Genomic DNA, 16,431 nt, shown 5'->3' with positions numbered 1-16,431 from the left:
TCTCAAGGTGTAAATCATGGCCGAAGTCATCGAAGCCGAAGAAGAACAGGAAGAAGAGGAATGTCCGAAGTGCCCCCCCGTGGGCGCTCCCGCCTGGATGGCCACTTTTGCCGACCTCGCGACACTTCTCATGGCGTTCTTCGTTCTCATCCTTTCCTTCGCGGAAATGAACGTACCGAAATTCAAGCAGATCTCTGGCTCGCTGCGGGACTCTTTCGGCGTACAACGGATCGTGCCGGTGGTCGAACAGCCCAAGGGCACGACGGTTCTGGACATGAACTTTAGCCCGTCACCGGCCCCTTCTGTCACTGACGAACTGACACAGGAAACCACCGAAACCCGCGAATCCGAATTGAAAATTCCGTCCGACAATCGCGACAAGGATGGCGAGGACGAGATGCTTGAAGGCGAGCAGGACCTTGAGGGGCTGGGCGGGCAAGACGAAGACAACATCGCCGAGAACGAGAATATGTCGGATGCCGAAAAACTGGCCGCCGCGCTTGAGCAGATCGGACAGGATGTCGACATTTCGGCAGAGGTGGTCGATGGCAAGGTCGCCATAGACATGAATGCAGAGGATGCGTCCCCGCAAGAGCTGATAGAGAAGTTCCAACGCGTCGGTCAGGCGGTTGAAATTGCCGGTCTCGCGACGGGCAAGGCAGAACAGGAAGTTCTTTTCGGAGGGCTGGACCAGACGTTGAACGACCTCATCAGCATGGTGTCGGAAATTGAACGTCAGAACGAAGCCACCGGCGGCGCGACCATGGAAGAAGAACTGACCCGCATCGCCGCAGCCGACGAAAAGGCCCGCGAAGCAGAGGCAGAGCTAAAGGCCAATCTGCGCGATGAGATCGAACAGGGGCTGGTCACGGTCGAACGCAGGGACGGCAAGGTGTTTGTCAGCCTTGGCACTGGCAGCGCGTTTCCATCCGGCTCTGCCGTGCTGACCGGGCAGGCACAGTCCATTGTAGAGGAACTGGCAAATGCCACGAATGACCCGTCAAGTAGGGTTGTGGTCGCCGGACATACAGACGACGTACCCATCGCCTTCGGCGCACTTTACCGCGACAACTGGGATCTGGCCGCCGCGCGCGCTGCCAGTGTGGTGCAGGAAATCGAAGCCCTGAATGAAGTTCCTGAACGTGTGATGTCGGCTGTCAGCTATGGTGAGACACGCCCGATTGCCGACAATCTCACACCAGAGGGGCGGGAAAGAAACCGTCGCATCGAGGTGGAAATCGAATTCGCGCAGTAGCGAAGGGTATGGTTCTATTCACAGAAAGGCGTTCATTTTTTGACCCGCGGTAGAATTTTCACGCTGACCCAATGCGACTTCGACACAACTTCACCTCTCAAGCGAGCTTTGCGCATTCGGCTTTTGATATCGCTCAGTATCAGACGACACTGACTTCCTCGGGATCGGACTTTACCGTTTCCGGAAGCGGAAACCTGAATTTCAGTTCTTTGTGAAAGGACATGGCCAGCCTTTGCGCCTCTGCCTCACCATGCGCTGCAAGAACCATGCGCTTTTTCTTTCCATCGCTGCGCATCGCAAATTCAAACATCTGGAGCTGTCGGCGGCTGATATAGACGCACAAGATAAGATAGATAACGATTCCGAACACCGTGTTCAAAACGAACGCGGTCAGAACAACGCAAACAAAACTGACCAGTGCCGCCCATAACCTCCGTGCAATCAACCAGAACGGGGGGAAGGCCATTGCCAGAAACGACATGCGCATTTCGAAAATATCGGCATCATCAAGGGTGTCGGCATAGACCGCGAAATTCGACATGCCGCGCAACTCCGAGGCCGCACGCGCAAGCCCATCATTCGGCAGGTCTTGTGCATCCTGTGCGGTCAGAACCTCGATCTGGCAATCAATCGGGTCGTTCACGTAAAGGCTGAAAAGCTTCTGATCGCGATATACAGTTAGCAACACAGGGCGCTTGCCGCGATCCAACACGCGGGTGATCGCCTCGGTGACGGACTGGATTCTGTGCCAGGGCGTACCATTCACGGCCAGGATTATGTCATCATCGGCCAGTAGATCGTGCTTGCTTACCCGTTTGCCACTGGTCTTCTTAAGCCTGACGGGGCCCGGTGCAGCCGCCTCTTTCGTGTCTTCGGGGGCCGCGTCAACGGCTTGGGTGGCCATTACGGGAACTTGATCACATCAGCAGTCGGGCTTGGCTGTTTACGTTGTTTGGGGGCCTGTGACACCGATTTGGTGATCTGGTTCAACCGCATGTTCAACCCGTTCAAACGGCTTTCGATGCTTGCTTCCAACTCCGAGACCGCGGAGGAATCAAGGCCGCCCGGCGAGGCTGTCATCATCGCCTCGGACAAATCCGAGATCACATTGCGGTATTCCCCGGTTTGCTCCGTGAGCGCGTCCCGCAGGTTCGAAGAGACATTCATCGCAAGCTCACCGTTCAGGGTGCCGATCCGGTCACCCAAGGCCGCAGTCTGCGCCTCGGTCCGCTCGGCGGCCATGTCGCCGGTTTCGATCTGTGCAAGGCCCTCGGAGAGTTGGGCAAGCTGCACCTGGATATCCTCGACCTGCGCCAAAGCCACGGTCAACCCGTCCAGCTCTGTTTTCATTTCGACCATGAGCGCGTTGGCATCGTCGCTCTTTTGGCTCAGGTCGACAACAGTCTGAATGCCGCTTCCCAGATCATCGACATTCTCGGCCAAGATGGTCAGCAATTCGGTATTGGTCGCTGTCAACCGTTCCAGCCCGGACGAGGAACGCTGCCAGACGAACCCCATGATCGCCACCGCCAGCACAGCGACGCCAAGGCCTGACGCCAAAGCGATCCGGGATGTCTTGGCCAGCCGCTCCGCGGACTCGGCGGTCGCGCTGAATTGCGATGAAATACGCTCGAATTCTGCTGTCACGTCCATCGACGCGTCAGCTGCATCCAGCGCGATCTGGATGCTTTCATCAAGATCGGGTGTTTTTGGCTTTTTGACCGGTCGTGTTGCCATGTCTGCGGATCCTGTGATCATGCTTTTCTTGGGCTTGTCGCCCGCGGAGAATAATATGCACATTCCATGCCAGTCTCCCTCAGCACGACGCGCGCCGGTAAATCACGTGATTTGAAACCGAAAAAACCACAACGCCACGGTTGGGAGGGTTGATAGGTCACCCCTAGATGTCGGCAATCGCCACATACGATGCGTGGTTTTTTCTTTTCTTCGGTCATCTTCGCCTGCTCTGGATGAGATGCCACAGGTTGTGGATATGGAACCGCGCAGCACCGGCCAGACACAGCACACAGAAAAGCCCCATCATAACCGCATCAAGCCGGTTACCCTCGGACAGCAGAACCCTGGTTTCGCCGGCAAAGAACACTCCCACGCCCAGAAACGTCACTGTGCTTATCAACTCACCTCGGCTGCGATGGCGGCGGCGCGGTGGCGGCTTGTGTTTCATGACAGTGCCTTTCCGTTTTCGTCGAACAGCATTTCGTCAGGCAAATCAACGTCAGGGGCCTCGACATCTTCTTCCTTGTTCAGCCGGTAGATGAAGGCCAGCACAGCCGCGACGGCGGCATAAAGAGGGGGCGGGATTTCCTCGCCGATCTCACCCGCAAAGAACAGCGCGCGCGCCAAAAGCTCGTTGCGGAAAACTGTCACCCCGGCTGTCTTGCCGATCTCCATGATTTCCTGCGCCTGTAAACCGCGCCCCATCGCAAGGATAAGCGGCGCGCCCGGCGACCCAACCTCGTATTTCAAGGCCACGGCAAAATGGGTCGGGTTGGTGATAATCGCACTGGCTGTCGGGACGCTTTCCAGCGCGGCCTTTCTTTTCTCGGCGCGTGAACCAGCCGTCATCTGCAAGCGGCGGATCTTGGCTTTGACTTCGGGAGAGCCTTCGGTCTGTTTGTTTTCATCCCTCACTTCCTGAAGGGTCATGCGCAATTGCTGGGTGTGCTGATACTGCTGCCAGATCACGTCGATGATCCCCATGCCTGCCAGAACCAGCAGAAACGCGATAAGCAGCAACAAAAACACATCTCCGATCCGCGACACCCCGCCGAAAAGATGCGTGTGCTGAGATGTCAAAAGCGTATCGCTTTGCCATGCGAAAACCAAAACTGCAGCACTGATAAGCAACACGACCTTGCCGATCGCCTTGAGCATCTCGACCAGCGCCTTGACCGACACCATGCGCTTGAGACCCTTGAGCAGGTCGATCCGATTGCCTTTGAAGGCCAACGCCGAATTGGACCAGTTGATCGAACCGGACATCGTCATTTGCGTCAGGATCACGACGATCAGCAATGGAAACGCAAAAATGACCGACTTCCAGAAGATGAAGGCGAACCCAGAAGAGAGATTGCGAAACGTCTCGTCAAGCAGTCCATTTTCCCCGGAAAATCGGAACAGCGAAGCCCACTCCATGAGAATGCTCGGCATGAAGGGCAACAAAAGCAGGTACAGCAGGAAACCCACGAACAGTGTCGAGAAGACGAATAACTCTTTGGAGCTGGCGATTTGCCCGTCTTCCTTGGCCTTTTCCAGCCGCTTCGGGGTAGGTTCCTCGGTCTTTTCCTGACCGTCGCTTGCCGGTTCCGCCATCAGCCCGCATCCATCAAGCTGTCTTCGAGAAACATGAACATGAAATCAATCATGTCACGAATGGCCAGACTGAATGGCGTGGTCGAGAAATAGAGCGCGAAAAAACACGCCAGGATCGTCAGTGGAAATCCGAACGAGAACAGGTTTAGTTGCGGCGCCGAGCGTGTCACGACCCCCACCGTGAAATTGGCCAGCAACAGCAACGAGACCACGGGAAGCATCAGGGTAGACGCGATTGAGAACATGTGTCCTCCGGCATCCAGCCCGGCCCCGACAAGCTGGTCGAAGGCAAAAGGCTGGCCAAGGGGCAGGATCTCGTAACTCATACGGATAATCGCGATGCAATAAAGATGACCGTTAAGCGACAGGAACGCCGCGATCGCGAACAGGTTCAAAATCTGGCTGACAACCGGCGTCTGTCCGCCCGAATTCGGATCAACCTGCGCCGCGAACCCCAGACCGGCGGAGGCCGCGATCTTTTCGCCGGCCAACGCAACCGAGGCGAACAGGATGGTCAGGATCAGCCCCATCGCCAGACCGATCGTTACTTCGACCAGAGCGACCCTGATCAGGGCAAGAAACGGCAGGCTGTTGGGGTCTGGCACCTCGACCAACCCGAACAAAGCCGCCGAGACCGTGACGCTGATGACGATCCGGGCCTGAAGGGGAATGGCCGCCGCGCCAAAGAACGGCGCGGAAAGGAAAAAGGCGCTCAGGCGCAGCGTATGCAGGAAAAAAACAAGCCCAAGGTCAAAGACTTGCTGAAGCTCTACGCCGCCGATCCCCAGAAGATCGTCAAGATTTGGGGCTTGCGCAATCATTTCAACAGGCGGATCTGCTCGAAGATCGTTGCGAAATAATCTACCATTTCCCGCATCATGTATGTCGACAGCAACGCCATCGCGATCAACACGATCACAAGTTTGGGGACGAAACTCAGCGTCATTTCATTGATTGATGTCGCGGCTTGCAGGATACCTATCAACAGACCGACGGCCAGAGCCACGCCAAGGATGGGCCCCGCCGCCATGATGATTTGCCAAAATGCGCCGCGCAGACTTTCTATGTTGGAGTCGAATTCCATCCGGCTAGTTCACATAGGTGGACGCGATCGACGCCACGGTCATGGCCCATCCGTCCACCAGGACGAACAACAGCAGCTTGAACGGCAAAGCCACGAGCATCGGGCTCAGCATCATCATGCCAAGCGACATCAGGATCGACGCGATCACAAGGTCGATGACCAAAAATGGAAGAAACAGCAGAAACCCGATTTGAAACGCAGTTTTCAGTTCCGATGTTATGAAGGCCGGCAAAAGCACCGAATAGGGAACCTCGTCGTTGGATTGATAGGGGGCATCCCCAGCCATCTCGGCGAACATCACGAGGTCGGATTCGCGGGTGTTGAGAATGAGAAATTCCCGCAAGATCGACGCGGCACTTCCGATCGCCGTCTCCGGCGATGTCTGCCCGTCCAGATAGGGTGACAGGCTTTGCGTGTAGATCTCGTCAAAAGTCGGCGCCATGATGTAGAATGTCAGAAAAAGCGCGATTGAAATCAGAACCTGGTTGGGTGGCGTTTGCTGGGTGCCCAATGCCTGCCGCAAGATTGAAAGCACGATGATGATCCGGGTGAAAGCGGTCACCCCCAACACAAACGAGGGCAGGATCGTCAACACTGTCATCAAGGCAAGGATTTGCAATGACAGTGAATAGGTTGTTTCGCCATCTTCGCCGGTTGTGACGTTCAACGCTGGAAAGCCCTCGACAGACTCTTGTGCCCAAGGCTGCGACGGCAAGAATATCATGACCGCAAGGCTGGCCAAAAACAGGCCGAGGCATCGTTTCAGGACCGGCATGGATAACACGATTTTCCGCAGATCACGCATCCGGCACACGCTTTTCCGCCGGAGGGCCGTCAAGCTTGAGCAAGGCCGCATGACGCCCTGCGCCGTGCAATACGGCAACGCGGTTCCCCTCGATATCGAGCAAGGAAAGCTTTAAAGTTTTCTCAACCCGGTACACCTCCAGCAAGTGTATCCGTTGATCATGCGTCCCAAGGGTCTGCTTGATGCTGTTCGCCTTGGTGACAATGATCTGCCGCACAACAAGAAGCGTTCCCAGAAATGCCAGAACGATCAAGATGCTTTTCAGATCCGGGGAGAGAAAAGACATTTTCATCACCGCATGACGCTGTGCCCAAAGCGCGACATCAGATCTTGTCCACACGCTTTTCCGGGTCCACGATGTCCGAGAACCGGATGCCAAACCGCTCGCCGACCATCACGACCTCGCCCTTGGCGATCATCGTTCCGTTCACAAGGATATCCAACGGCTCGCCCGCCAGCCGATCCAGCTCCACGACCGACCCTTCGTTGAGGCGCAGCAGGTCACTGATCGAGATCTCGGTACGCCCCACTTCAACGGACATCTCCACTTCGATGTTTTCCAGCGCGCGCAGCTTTTCGCTCTCACGCGAGCGGGTAGGTGCTTCGATTTCGTCGTCAGACATGGAAATCTCTCTCTCGTGTTATCGGGGCTAGTCCATTTTCTTGGTGATCGTAATGGCGCTGATACCGCCAACTTCACCGATATCAGCCATGAACATCTCGTGGCCCTGCACCAGAACGGTCAGGCCCTCGCGTAGATGGATCGGGAACACGTCCCCTGTTTCCATTTCAAGAAGTTGCCGCAACGAGACCTTGGGTTTGCTCAATCGAATGTTCATCGGCAAGCGCACCTGCGATACGGCCCTCTCGAGACGTTCGCGCCAAGTCAGGTCATCGTCTATCACCTCGGATTGCATGCGCGACCGTAGCTGTGCGGCAATCGGCTTGAGCGTCTGAAGCGGATAGAGAATGTCGATCGTGGCTGGCTCGATCTTGGGCAACTGAACCTCGAATGAGCAGATGATCACCGTATCGCTGCCATCCACAAACGAGGCGAATTGCAGGTTTTCCTCCCGCGACTGGTCCGAAAAGGTAAGTGGCATCAGATCTTGCCACGCTGTCAACAGCATCGCATTCAGACCTTCGGTGATGATCTCGATCACACGCTCTTCCGTCGTGGTGAATTCATTGCGGGCTTTGTACTTCAAGCCCAGATCACCGCCATAATATGCGTTCGTCAGTGTTGAGATGAACTCGGGCTGGATGACCATCATCTTGCTGCCGCGCAATTCGTCGATGCGCGATGTCGTCAGGCTCATCAACGGTTTGGTATCAACACAATATTCGTCGAAAGTCTGGACCTTTGGCATCAGCGACGCGATGCGCGGCTGTACGCGCAACATCGGCTGGAACACCGATCTTGCAAGGCGTGCAAACCGCTCGTTTATTACCCGCAGCGCATAGTAATCGCCCAAAAGCGACAGGTCGTCAGAGCCAAAGGTGAACTCCCGAACATCCTGTTCCGCAACGGCCCGCTTTGTGGATGAAGCTGTGCCGTCTTTATCAAGACTGCTGATCAAGGCATCCACTTCATCCTGAGTGAGTTTTTTTGAAGACATCAAAAACCGCTCATACTATTGCATCACGAACGATGTCAGCAACACGCTCTCGACGCCGCCAAAGCCCTCAAGAAGTTCGAGTTCCTCGTTGATCACCTTCGTCAGTTCCAAGGACATCGCATCGCGTGCATCACGTCCGATGACGTCCTCTTCGCCATAGCCGCTTAATGTCGCAAGGATCACTGCCTTGATGGCTGGTAAGTTGGATTCCACGTTTCTCAGGATCTCGTCGTCATATCGGGTCGAGACCCCAACGCCGACCTGAAGAAATCGACGAGAATCCCGCAGATTGGTCGTCATTGTGCCGGGAATTTCATAGTAGAGTGTCTGGAAAACCTCGTCCTTCGGGCTTTCCTTGGTCACCTTATCAGGTTTCGGACGGCTTTCGCCCTCGCCACCCTCCACGTCGTCTTCGTCTTCGGACGGGGCGGCGGCGTTGTTATTGCGTTCAATGATGTTTGCCGCCACTTGCTCGGGGGATTCCGCTTGTGACCCGAACAGGACATAGCCAGCGCCAAGCCCGATCCCAAGGACCACGAGCCCCCCCGCCACGAATATCAGAATCTTCAGAATACCAGATTTCTTCTTAGGCTCGTCTTCATCATCAGCCATCGGGGGCCCTCGGTTCGTGTGCTTAAAGGATAATGTTCAGCAAGGAGTGCTGCGCAGTGTCATCAGATATCATGCGGGCGTCGGTTTCATCGGAATCGCTCAGTCCGGCCAGAGCCGGATCACTATCGTCGCCATCATCGTCAAAGGGCGTGTCGCCCCCTTTGCCAGTGTTGGCGGAAAACTCTCCGAGTGTCAGACCAGCCCCATCGAAGGCGCTTGAAATCTGGCCTTCAACCCCGCGCAACATGGCTGCGGTCGATGCCACTTCGGTGACGATCCGCAAATCCAGACCACGGCGGCCTTCGCTCATCTTCAGGGTGATTTGCCCCAGATGTTGGGGAAGTATCTTCAATGTCAGAACGCCACCCGACTGCACCATCCCCGCCGCTCTTTGGACAAGTGTCTGGGTCCAGCCCTGGCGCCTGACATCCAGCACGGTTGGCAAACCGCCGCTCTGGGCCATTGGCACAGGCGATGCCGCACTGGAAGACCCTGCTGGCGACGGCGTGCTCGATTGCGCGGCTGGCGTCCTAGCCATGTCACTGACGGCCTGCCCGGTTGCCCGATGGTCCGGGGCGGGTTTCTGATTGTTCTCGGCCTGCGCTGGCGCGTCGCCGCGCGCGATCCTCGTAATGGTAGCAAGAGCCGTATCGGCTGCTCGCGCACCAAGGATCTCCGATCCTGCCATAATAGTTTGTGGCACAAGGCCTGCGCGTTGATCGCTCTGTTGTCCGTCTGCCTGCTCACTACTGAGCATACGCCCGGTTTTCATATTGGCCGCAATCATGGGCGATACAGCCGAAACGACGTAGGGCTGGGTGATATTCGGATACATCAGATCACTGTCAGCAGTTGGTACACCGGGAGCCATCTGAAAAGCGCCCTGCTCCGCAGGCGCCGCTTGCACGCCCAGCAAAGACACCAATGCGCCCGCAGCTTTTGACCCGGCGTCTGGTGATGCAGGCTGGAAAGTGGCTCCATCACGCAACGCGTCCCCGTTTGGACCAGCGACCTCGGCCCCCGCAACAAAATCTGCAATACGGGCCACCGGGTTGGCAAAAACGTTCACTGCCGAAGGTGCATCAGGCCTGACTGTCAAATTATCGACAGATTTGGCAACAGGTGTGTCACTCTTTTGGTCGCCCACGGCACCCGGACCGTCCGGCGTTGCAATTAAGACAGATGGTGCTTCGAGCGAGACTGCCGCATGAACAGATGCCGAGCCCGCTTGCCCCGAAGCTATCAACGGCTGCCCCTTTGGCTGGCTTGTCGTCATCGACGCAGCGGGCGCAGGGCTTGCCGATGCATTGGCAAGGAGCGCACCCTCGGCCGGCACCAGCGGCGTTGCCTGCCCTGTCGCTTGCTGCGGCGTAGACGCCGCCAGCCCTATGAAGTTGGCATAAGCGGCGATATCATCTGATACACGCTCTAACGCGCCAGCAACCCTGATTGCCAAACGCCCATCCACCTGCATGAGGGCCAATTCGACATCCGAAAGGGCCAACATGTCGCTCGCAGACTCAGGTGGCACACCCGCTTCCAGCGGCACAGCTTCGGACGTGGCGCCTGACTCACCATTGAGAAGCCGCGAAAGATAGGCCACGACCTTATCAAGATCGACGGGTAAATCGGTGGCGCCCAGGTCCCCGATCAGGCGCAGAACGGAAAGATGCCCCTCGGCCCCACCAAGCATCGCCAAATCCGCCGTCTGCGGGATATCCGATAGATCGTCTGCATCGGGCACAACCAAAGCGGCCTTGGCGCGGTGCATCATCTTCGCAAACAGCGCGACATCCCCGGTCACAGGATCACCGCTCGCAGGCTTTTCGTCGTCGGCCCCCGGCATCAGGGATAGCCCTGCAGGCCCATCGCCCGCATGGTCAGGACCCTGCAGGCCCGTCATGTCGATCGCTGCAAAGATCTCGGCGAAAATAGCATCACCCACCGCAGTGGCATCAGCCCTGAGGCCGCCTGAAGGCGGGTGCGCCACAACACTTTGATCCTTGATAAGCGGCGTCGCCGTCATCACGCGTCCAATTCAATCAGAGACTGGATTGAGCTCTGCAAGACAGATGCCAATCAACCCGCCGGGACGGAAAATTCCCGACGTATGGCGCGATGAATTTCATGGCTTCTGAACAATGCGATACGTCGTCTGAGATGCTTCGATCATGGAGTCCCGCTCTTGCTGTGCTTCTTTCAAAACCTGCCGGGCCTTGTCGGAAACCAGTTGTTTCTTGTGACTCATGCGAGCGATCGCCCCGGTGACGTTCGTCAGTTCGACCGTGAGGAAATCCAGCTTGTTCGATAGTGCTTGGGTCTCTTCGATCAGACGAAGTTCGTAATACCGGTTGGTGTGCAGCTTGTGGGCCTGTTGCACCGTCTGATCACGGGCGTAATCGCGCAGCGTCTCCATGCGCTCCAGCAAAGCCTGAATCTGATCTATTTCCACCTGCAATGCCTGTTGCCGCTGGACGAAATGAGGCAGGCGGGCCTGTTCCTTCAGGGCCATGTTCCGCAACAGTTTCGCCTTGCGCATCCCCATCAGGTCCGCCCCACGAGAGAGGTCAGCAACCGGGCGCTTTCGTTGATATCCGCTCGGGCGTCCGGAGCCTGACGGATGTACTCCACCAGCCTCGGCCAAAGAGACACAGCTTCGTCCAGATCGCTATCCTGCCCCGAGACATAGCCGCCCATCAACATCAGGTCCCGGTTCTCATTATACAGCGACACCATCCGCTTGAACTTTTGGGCGGCCGCTTGTTGCTGTGGTGGGACGATATCGTTCATCACCCGGCTGATGGACGCGGGGATATCGATGGCGGGATAGATGCCCATTTGCGCGATCGACCGGCTAAGCACCACATGCCCATCCAGAATGGCCCGCGCCGTATCTACAACCGGGTCATTTCCATCGTCCCCATCTGCCAGCACCGTGTATATTCCGGTGATCGACCCCGAATGCGCGCCCACACCCATGCCGGCGCGTTCGATCAAGGTCGGGATCATCGAAATCACTGACGCCGGATACCCCTTCGATGTGGGCGCTTCACCCAAGGCGAGGCCGATTTCGCGCTGCGCGTGGGCAACCCGTGTCAGCGAGTCCATGATCAGCAAAACGTTCTTGCCCTGATCACGGAAATGCTCAGCGATCGCGGTGGCGCGGCGTGCGGCCCTAATCCGCAAAAGCGGGGACCGATCAGCAGGCACCGCCACGATGCTGATCCGGTGTCTTGCCTCGGGGTTCATAACGGATCGAACCATCTCGCCCACCTCGCGCGCGCGCTCACCGATCAGGCCGATCACCACCACATCCGCCGATGTATGGCGTGCCATCATCCCCAGCAAAACCGATTTACCGACACCCGAGCCGGCGATGATCCCGATCCTTTGACCGCACCCAATGCTCAGCAGGCCGTTGACGGCGCGTACGCCCACATCCAACGCTCCGGGAATAAGCTTTCGTGCCAAAGGGTTCAGCATCTTGCCGTTGAGCGGAATGCGCTCCGCTCCCACTGGTGTCGGCAGATCATCAAGCGGCTTCCCAAGCGCATCGACAACCCGCCCAAGAAACGCCTCTCCCACATCAACCGACGTGCCCTGATCCAGCAGATCGACCCGCGCGCCCGCCCGTACCGGCGCACCGGATTCGTACAGGACCAACTTGTTGCGGCCCTCGTTGTAGCCAATTACTTCGCCCAGAACATGATCGCCCTGATCGGTCTGGACAGTGCAGATCGATCCCACCGAGACCGGGAAACCGTCGCATTCCAGCAGCAACCCATCATATCTTGAGACGCGCCCGCTCAGTTTTGGCTGGCTCTCTCCCTCGGTGCCTCCCTTGAGCGGTCGGGTGATCTGTTCAGTAAGGTTCAGCATCGTTAAACCGTCTCTGTCACGGGTTTGGTGACAGGTTTCGCCGTCTCGCTCATCAGATCACTCATTTCGGCACCACCGATGCGCAAACGTGCATCGCCACGCCGCAGGGATGGGTCGGCGACAATATGAAGTTGTGGGGAATGCTGCCGCTCCAGAAAGCTCTTCTGCACAAGCCACACATCATCCGGCGCCAGAAAAAGTTCGCGCTGCCCAGACAGATGAGACAGGTTCTCCACCAGCATCTCGATCCGCTCCGCCAGTATATCCGGCATCTTGGTCAGCAGAAAACCGACGCGCTGGGAGGCAAGATCGAGGACGGCCAGCCTGAGGCTTTCGGACAGTGTTGCGATATCCAATACATCCGTGGCTTCCATTCGCTCAACCAGGGCGCGCAAGCGATCGAATTGCTGCGCCAACTCGGCCTCGCGTTCGCTCTCGGTCATCGCCTTGCCTGCCGACAGCCCCTCGGCATAGGCATCGTCGCGGATCTTTTGCAGCATTTGCTCGTCCACCACCGGCGCAGGCGGCTCGACCTGGACCGGGACATCCGGCACCGGCTGAGGGTCATCCGCTATCTCGGACGGAGGATCATGACTTTGACTGGCTGCATGTGCATCTTCGGCGACCGCCTCGGCATGCTCTGCGGCATCGTCTGCACGCTCCCGCTTTACCACATCGGATTCGTGATCTTCGGCCGCGTCCTCCACGGTCGGGTCGGGTTCGACCGGGGCAACCGGGTGTTCAACCGCCAGTTCGCCCCATGTCAGGCGACGGAAAGACCCACCGGCCTTTCGCGGCATGTCGCCGTCCTTTGTAAACCCACGGCCCTGCAATCCTTGCAGAGCATCGGACACATTGGCCCGGACGTAACCGTCCTTGTCTGTCGAGGCTTGCAGATCGGACACGGGGTGAAGCATCACACCATTTGCTCCCCGCCCCGACCGGCAAGGACGATCGTGCCTTCATCGGCCATCTTGCGGGCCACCTCTATGATTTTGACCTGCGCCCTTTGCACCTCGGTCAGGCGGACAGGGCCAAGAACCTCCATTTCGTCCTTGATATTGGCCGCCGCGCGCGTCGACATGCAGCCAAACAGCTTGTTTTGAAGTTCGTCATCTGCACCCTTCATGCTCATGATGAGATCCTCGGTATCAATTGACCGCAAAAGGGTCTGCAAGGACCGGTCGTCGGACATGCCCAGATTTTCAAAGGTGAACATGTTCTCCTGAATTGCCTGCATCAGTTCCTTGTCGCGGCGCTTGATGGACCCCATGATACGGCGTTCGGTATTGGACTTGGTAAAGTTCATGATCTTCGCCGCCGCCTTGACGCCGCCGACCTTGGACGACCGCAGGCTGGTATTGGCCTTGAACTTTTCCTGCATGACCTTTTCCAGCTCCCTCAGGGCTTCAGGGTCGACGGTTTCCAATGTCGCGATGCGCTGCACGACCTCTGGCTGCAAATCGTCGCCCAACAGGTTCAGAACGTCCGAGGCAAGACTGTAATCGAGATAGGACACGACCAAGGCAATGATCTGTGGATGCTCATCTTGAACAAGTTCGGCGATCGATCGCGCGTCCATCCAGTCGAGTATTTCGATCGGGCGTTCACTGCTGGCTGGCGTGATACGGCTGAGAACGGATTGCGCCTTGTCCTCTCCCAAAGCACGGCTGAGCACGTTGCGGATGTAGTTTCCAGCTCCGAGCCCAAGGCTGGTCTGCTGCTTGATGATGGCCAGGAACTCGTCCAGTACGGCATTAACCGTTTCCTGATCGGTGTTGCGCACCGAATACATCGCCGCCCCCAGATGCTGCACCTCGCGCGGGCTGAGGTTCTTGAGGATCTCGGCAGCCTCCTCTTCACCCAACAGCATCATCATGATCGCGGATTTCTGCGTCCCGCTCAGATGTTCCGTGATTTCCGACGCATCGGTTGGTTCGACCTTGGTACCATCCATCCGTTTCAGTCCCTATTCGTGGATCACGTACTTTGATCCATGTCTTCTTCCATCATCGCCTTGAAGACGTTCGAAACGCGCCCGGCCTCGTCACCGACAATCATCCGGATCAGCGCGACCTTGTCGTCATAGCTGTTGGCGGTATCCAGCATCTCGACCGAGATCGAACTTTTCTTCGGCTTGAGCTTGGCCTTGATCTCTTCAAGGGATTGGCCCTCTTCCAAATCGATCGTGTCCATGTCGATAATCTCGCCGTCCTCTGTCGTGATGACATTCGGCCCCTGCCCGTCAGAGGGTGCCGCGAGGAACTGGGTCAAAAGTGGCTTGATCAGGCCAAGAACCACGACCGCCAGAACCATCAGCATCAACAGGTTGCGCATCATCTCGCGCACCCAAGGATCCTCGTACCAGGAAAATTCCGTACCCTCGGACAACGACGCGATCACGGCCTCGGGCGAAATGAATGGCAGGCTTGACACGATCAGAGTGTCACCGCGAGCGGCGTTGATCCCCACGGTGCGTTCGACCAGCGCTTTGACATCTTCGATGCGGGAGGGATCAAGGCCGACCGAAATCTCGCTTATTGCCCCCTCTTCCGTAGCTTCCCCTGTGGGCTGGCGTTCACGCACCAAAACCGCAACATGGACACCCTTTATTTGGGCAAGAGGGCTGCTTTCCGACGAAACACGGCGGCTCATCTCGTAGTTTCTTAGATTGTTCGTGGATCGCAGGCGGGTGCCCTGGCCGTTGGTCACGGTGTTCGCAGTATTTTCATTCTGCCCGGCCTCGCCCCCCCCATCTGGGTTATCTTCATTTTCACCGTCACCGGCATCTGGAACATTGGCGTTTCCGTTGTTGCCTTCAAGTTCCGCAGCGGGTGGCGGCGTGTTGCTAATGGCGCCGGGAATCCCTCTGGCTCTTTCCACTACCTCCTCTTCGAGCGCGTTCTGTTCGCTAAGCAAGCCAGACTCGCCCGGCATCACAAGATCCTCTGTTACTTCCCGACGGGTAAAGTCGATTTCCAGACTGACCTGTGCCGATACATGGCCAGGCCCGACGATCGGGGTCAGCAAGGTTTCGATGCGCGCGCGATAGATTTCCTCGAGCTTGAGTTGATATTCCAGCTGTCGATCGGCCAGCGTCGTCGCAGGATCGTCAACCGTATCGGACAACAGCCGACCGTTTTGATCGACAACCGTCACGCTTGTCTTCGACAAATTGGCAACAGAAGACGAAACCAGATTCACAATCGCCGTCACCTGCTGTGACGACAGGCTGCGACCCGGCTTCACCTGGACAAAAACTGACGCGGTTGGTGCCTGAGCATTGCGTGCAAAAGCAGAGCGTTCCGGGATTGCAAGATGCACGCGCGAGGCGGAAACAACGTCGATTTCATTGATCGACCGGGCAAGTTCGACTTCCTGCGTTTGTTTCAGACGCATGGTTTCAACAGATCGGCTGGTGCCCATCGGCATATCAGTCAACATGCTGTAGCCATCTGGCATCGACTGCGGCAACCCCTGAGCGGCAAGGGTCATGCGGGCGGTGTAATAATCCGCAACGGGAACAGTCACCTCACCGCCGACCGGATCGATCTGAACATCGGTGCCGTTATTGCGCAACGCATCCATAACCGCGGCCTTCTCGGCCTCGGGTAAGGATGCAAACAGCGTCGTGCGCTGCGGCGTCTGCAATGCGACATAAAAAATAAGCCCCAGAACCACCAGAAGGGCAGCCGCCACAACGGGAAAAGCACGCTGTACCGCTGGCTGCATGTAGAACATGCGCAGGTCGTTCATGGTCATTGTCACGCGCTGCGCAAAGCCGTTTCGCGCCGGTGCGAGCGACGTGTTTGTGGAATTATCCGTCATGGGCTAGCTTTTCACG

At 57.2% G+C, this 16,431-nt stretch carries 18 protein-coding genes; 1 reads left to right on the top strand and 17 read right to left on the bottom strand.

Annotation, left to right across the window (positions count from 1 at the left end; all coding sequences use genetic code 11):
- The first annotated feature begins 16 nt into the window (after positions 1-16).
- Positions 17-1,255 carry a flagellar motor protein MotB gene (locus LCF59_RS11020; protein WP_292287519.1) on the top strand — a complete coding sequence of 413 codons (1,239 nt, stop codon included), beginning with the start codon at positions 17-19 and terminating at the stop codon, positions 1,253-1,255.
- Positions 1,256-1,394: 139 nt separating this feature from the next.
- Here the strand turns inward: LCF59_RS11020 and LCF59_RS11015 are convergent, their stop codons facing one another.
- From LCF59_RS11015 to fliF, 17 genes are all read right to left on the bottom strand, one after another.
- A complete protein-coding gene (locus LCF59_RS11015) occupies positions 1,395-2,159 on the bottom strand; it encodes a DUF2628 domain-containing protein (protein WP_292287518.1) in 765 nt (254 codons plus the stop codon).
- Positions 2,159-2,992, bottom strand: a complete 834-nt coding sequence (locus LCF59_RS11010; RefSeq protein ID WP_292287517.1) for a hypothetical protein — start codon at positions 2,990-2,992, stop codon at positions 2,159-2,161. The genes LCF59_RS11015 and LCF59_RS11010 overlap by 1 nt, the downstream gene beginning before the upstream one ends.
- Before the next feature lie 214 nt (positions 2,993-3,206).
- Positions 3,207-3,440 (bottom strand): hypothetical protein, encoded by a 234-nt coding sequence (locus LCF59_RS11005; RefSeq protein WP_292287516.1) that lies wholly within the window; start codon positions 3,438-3,440, stop codon positions 3,207-3,209.
- A complete protein-coding gene (locus LCF59_RS11000; RefSeq protein ID WP_292287515.1) occupies positions 3,437-4,588 on the bottom strand; it encodes an EscU/YscU/HrcU family type III secretion system export apparatus switch protein in 1,152 nt (383 codons plus the stop codon). The genes LCF59_RS11005 and LCF59_RS11000 overlap by 4 nt, the downstream gene beginning before the upstream one ends.
- On the bottom strand, positions 4,588-5,409 hold the full coding sequence (fliR, locus tag LCF59_RS10995) for a flagellar biosynthetic protein FliR (RefSeq protein ID WP_292287514.1): 822 nt from the start codon (positions 5,407-5,409) through the stop codon (positions 4,588-4,590). Before fliR ends, LCF59_RS11000 begins: the two co-directional genes overlap by 1 nt.
- Positions 5,406-5,672 carry a flagellar biosynthesis protein FliQ gene (gene fliQ, locus LCF59_RS10990; RefSeq protein ID WP_292287513.1) on the bottom strand — a complete coding sequence of 89 codons (267 nt, stop codon included), beginning with the start codon at positions 5,670-5,672 and terminating at the stop codon, positions 5,406-5,408. Before fliQ ends, fliR begins: the two co-directional genes overlap by 4 nt.
- 4 nt (positions 5,673-5,676) lie before the next feature.
- Positions 5,677-6,396, bottom strand: coding sequence for a flagellar type III secretion system pore protein FliP (gene fliP, locus LCF59_RS10985; RefSeq protein ID WP_292287543.1), 720 nt, complete (start codon positions 6,394-6,396; stop codon positions 5,677-5,679).
- A gap of 73 nt (positions 6,397-6,469) precedes the next feature.
- Complete coding sequence (locus LCF59_RS10980) at positions 6,470-6,763, bottom strand: hypothetical protein (RefSeq protein WP_292287512.1); 294 nt, start codon at positions 6,761-6,763, stop codon at positions 6,470-6,472.
- Between the two features lie 37 nt (positions 6,764-6,800).
- Entirely contained in the window at positions 6,801-7,100 is a 300-nt protein-coding gene (fliN, locus tag LCF59_RS10975; protein WP_292287511.1) for a flagellar motor switch protein FliN, read from the bottom strand.
- A gap of 27 nt (positions 7,101-7,127) precedes the next feature.
- Positions 7,128-8,096 carry a flagellar motor switch protein FliM gene (gene fliM, locus LCF59_RS10970; RefSeq protein ID WP_292287510.1) on the bottom strand — a complete coding sequence of 323 codons (969 nt, stop codon included), beginning with the start codon at positions 8,094-8,096 and terminating at the stop codon, positions 7,128-7,130.
- Between the two features lie 15 nt (positions 8,097-8,111).
- Positions 8,112-8,708 carry a flagellar basal body-associated protein FliL gene (gene fliL / locus LCF59_RS10965; protein WP_292287509.1) on the bottom strand — a complete coding sequence of 199 codons (597 nt, stop codon included), beginning with the start codon at positions 8,706-8,708 and terminating at the stop codon, positions 8,112-8,114.
- A 22-nt stretch (positions 8,709-8,730) separates the two neighbouring features.
- Positions 8,731-10,734 carry a flagellar hook-length control protein FliK gene (locus LCF59_RS10960; protein ID WP_292287508.1) on the bottom strand — a complete coding sequence of 668 codons (2,004 nt, stop codon included), beginning with the start codon at positions 10,732-10,734 and terminating at the stop codon, positions 8,731-8,733.
- Positions 10,735-10,833: 99 nt separating this feature from the next.
- Positions 10,834-11,253: a hypothetical protein gene (locus LCF59_RS10955; RefSeq protein WP_292287507.1), complete on the bottom strand. Its 420-nt coding sequence runs from the start codon at positions 11,251-11,253 to the stop codon at positions 10,834-10,836.
- Positions 11,253-12,587, bottom strand: a complete 1,335-nt coding sequence (locus tag LCF59_RS10950; protein ID WP_292287506.1) for a FliI/YscN family ATPase — start codon at positions 12,585-12,587, stop codon at positions 11,253-11,255. The genes LCF59_RS10955 and LCF59_RS10950 overlap by 1 nt, the downstream gene beginning before the upstream one ends.
- A 2-nt stretch (positions 12,588-12,589) precedes the next feature.
- Complete coding sequence (locus tag LCF59_RS10945) at positions 12,590-13,504, bottom strand: FliH/SctL family protein (RefSeq protein ID WP_292287542.1); 915 nt, start codon at positions 13,502-13,504, stop codon at positions 12,590-12,592.
- A complete protein-coding gene (gene fliG / locus LCF59_RS10940) occupies positions 13,504-14,544 on the bottom strand; it encodes a flagellar motor switch protein FliG (RefSeq protein WP_292287505.1) in 1,041 nt (346 codons plus the stop codon). Before fliG ends, LCF59_RS10945 begins: the two co-directional genes overlap by 1 nt.
- Before the next feature lie 23 nt (positions 14,545-14,567).
- Complete coding sequence (gene fliF / locus LCF59_RS10935) at positions 14,568-16,415, bottom strand: flagellar basal-body MS-ring/collar protein FliF (RefSeq protein ID WP_292287504.1); 1,848 nt, start codon at positions 16,413-16,415, stop codon at positions 14,568-14,570.
- Positions 16,416-16,431: the final 16 nt, after the last annotated feature.

It is taken from the genome of Marivita sp., from assembly GCF_020055675.1.
In the GTDB taxonomy this organism is placed as follows: Bacteria; Pseudomonadota; Alphaproteobacteria; order Rhodobacterales; family Rhodobacteraceae; genus Marivita.
Note: the sequence above shows the minus strand (reverse complement) of the source record. Positions and strands in the feature narration are given on the sequence as shown.

Bases quoted from the DNA above. Each gene is read 5' to 3' on its own strand.
- LCF59_RS11020 (WP_292287519.1), top strand. From the start codon at position 17: ATGGCCGAAGTCATCGAAGCCGAAGAAGAACAGGAAGAAGAGGAATGT.
- LCF59_RS11015 (WP_292287518.1), bottom strand. From the start codon at position 2,159: ATGGCCACCCAAGCCGTTGACGCGGCCCCCGAAGACACGAAAGAGGCG.
- LCF59_RS11010 (WP_292287517.1), bottom strand. From the start codon at position 2,992: ATGGCAACACGACCGGTCAAAAAGCCAAAAACACCCGATCTTGATGAA.
- LCF59_RS11005 (WP_292287516.1), bottom strand. From the start codon at position 3,440: ATGAAACACAAGCCGCCACCGCGCCGCCGCCATCGCAGCCGAGGTGAG.
- LCF59_RS11000 (WP_292287515.1), bottom strand. From the start codon at position 4,588: ATGGCGGAACCGGCAAGCGACGGTCAGGAAAAGACCGAGGAACCTACC.
- fliR (WP_292287514.1), bottom strand. From the start codon at position 5,409: ATGATTGCGCAAGCCCCAAATCTTGACGATCTTCTGGGGATCGGCGGC.
- fliQ (WP_292287513.1), bottom strand. From the start codon at position 5,672: ATGGAATTCGACTCCAACATAGAAAGTCTGCGCGGCGCATTTTGGCAA.
- fliP (WP_292287543.1), bottom strand. From the start codon at position 6,396: ATGATATTCTTGCCGTCGCAGCCTTGGGCACAAGAGTCTGTCGAGGGC.
- LCF59_RS10980 (WP_292287512.1), bottom strand. From the start codon at position 6,763: ATGTCTTTTCTCTCCCCGGATCTGAAAAGCATCTTGATCGTTCTGGCA.
- fliN (WP_292287511.1), bottom strand. From the start codon at position 7,100: ATGTCTGACGACGAAATCGAAGCACCTACCCGCTCGCGTGAGAGCGAA.
- fliM (WP_292287510.1), bottom strand. From the start codon at position 8,096: ATGTCTTCAAAAAAACTCACTCAGGATGAAGTGGATGCCTTGATCAGC.
- fliL (WP_292287509.1), bottom strand. From the start codon at position 8,708: ATGGCTGATGATGAAGACGAGCCTAAGAAGAAATCTGGTATTCTGAAG.
- LCF59_RS10960 (WP_292287508.1), bottom strand. From the start codon at position 10,734: ATGACGGCGACGCCGCTTATCAAGGATCAAAGTGTTGTGGCGCACCCG.
- LCF59_RS10955 (WP_292287507.1), bottom strand. From the start codon at position 11,253: ATGGGGATGCGCAAGGCGAAACTGTTGCGGAACATGGCCCTGAAGGAA.
- LCF59_RS10950 (WP_292287506.1), bottom strand. From the start codon at position 12,587: ATGCTGAACCTTACTGAACAGATCACCCGACCGCTCAAGGGAGGCACC.
- LCF59_RS10945 (WP_292287542.1), bottom strand. From the start codon at position 13,504: ATGCTTCACCCCGTGTCCGATCTGCAAGCCTCGACAGACAAGGACGGT.
- fliG (WP_292287505.1), bottom strand. From the start codon at position 14,544: ATGGATGGTACCAAGGTCGAACCAACCGATGCGTCGGAAATCACGGAA.
- fliF (WP_292287504.1), bottom strand. From the start codon at position 16,415: ATGACGGATAATTCCACAAACACGTCGCTCGCACCGGCGCGAAACGGC.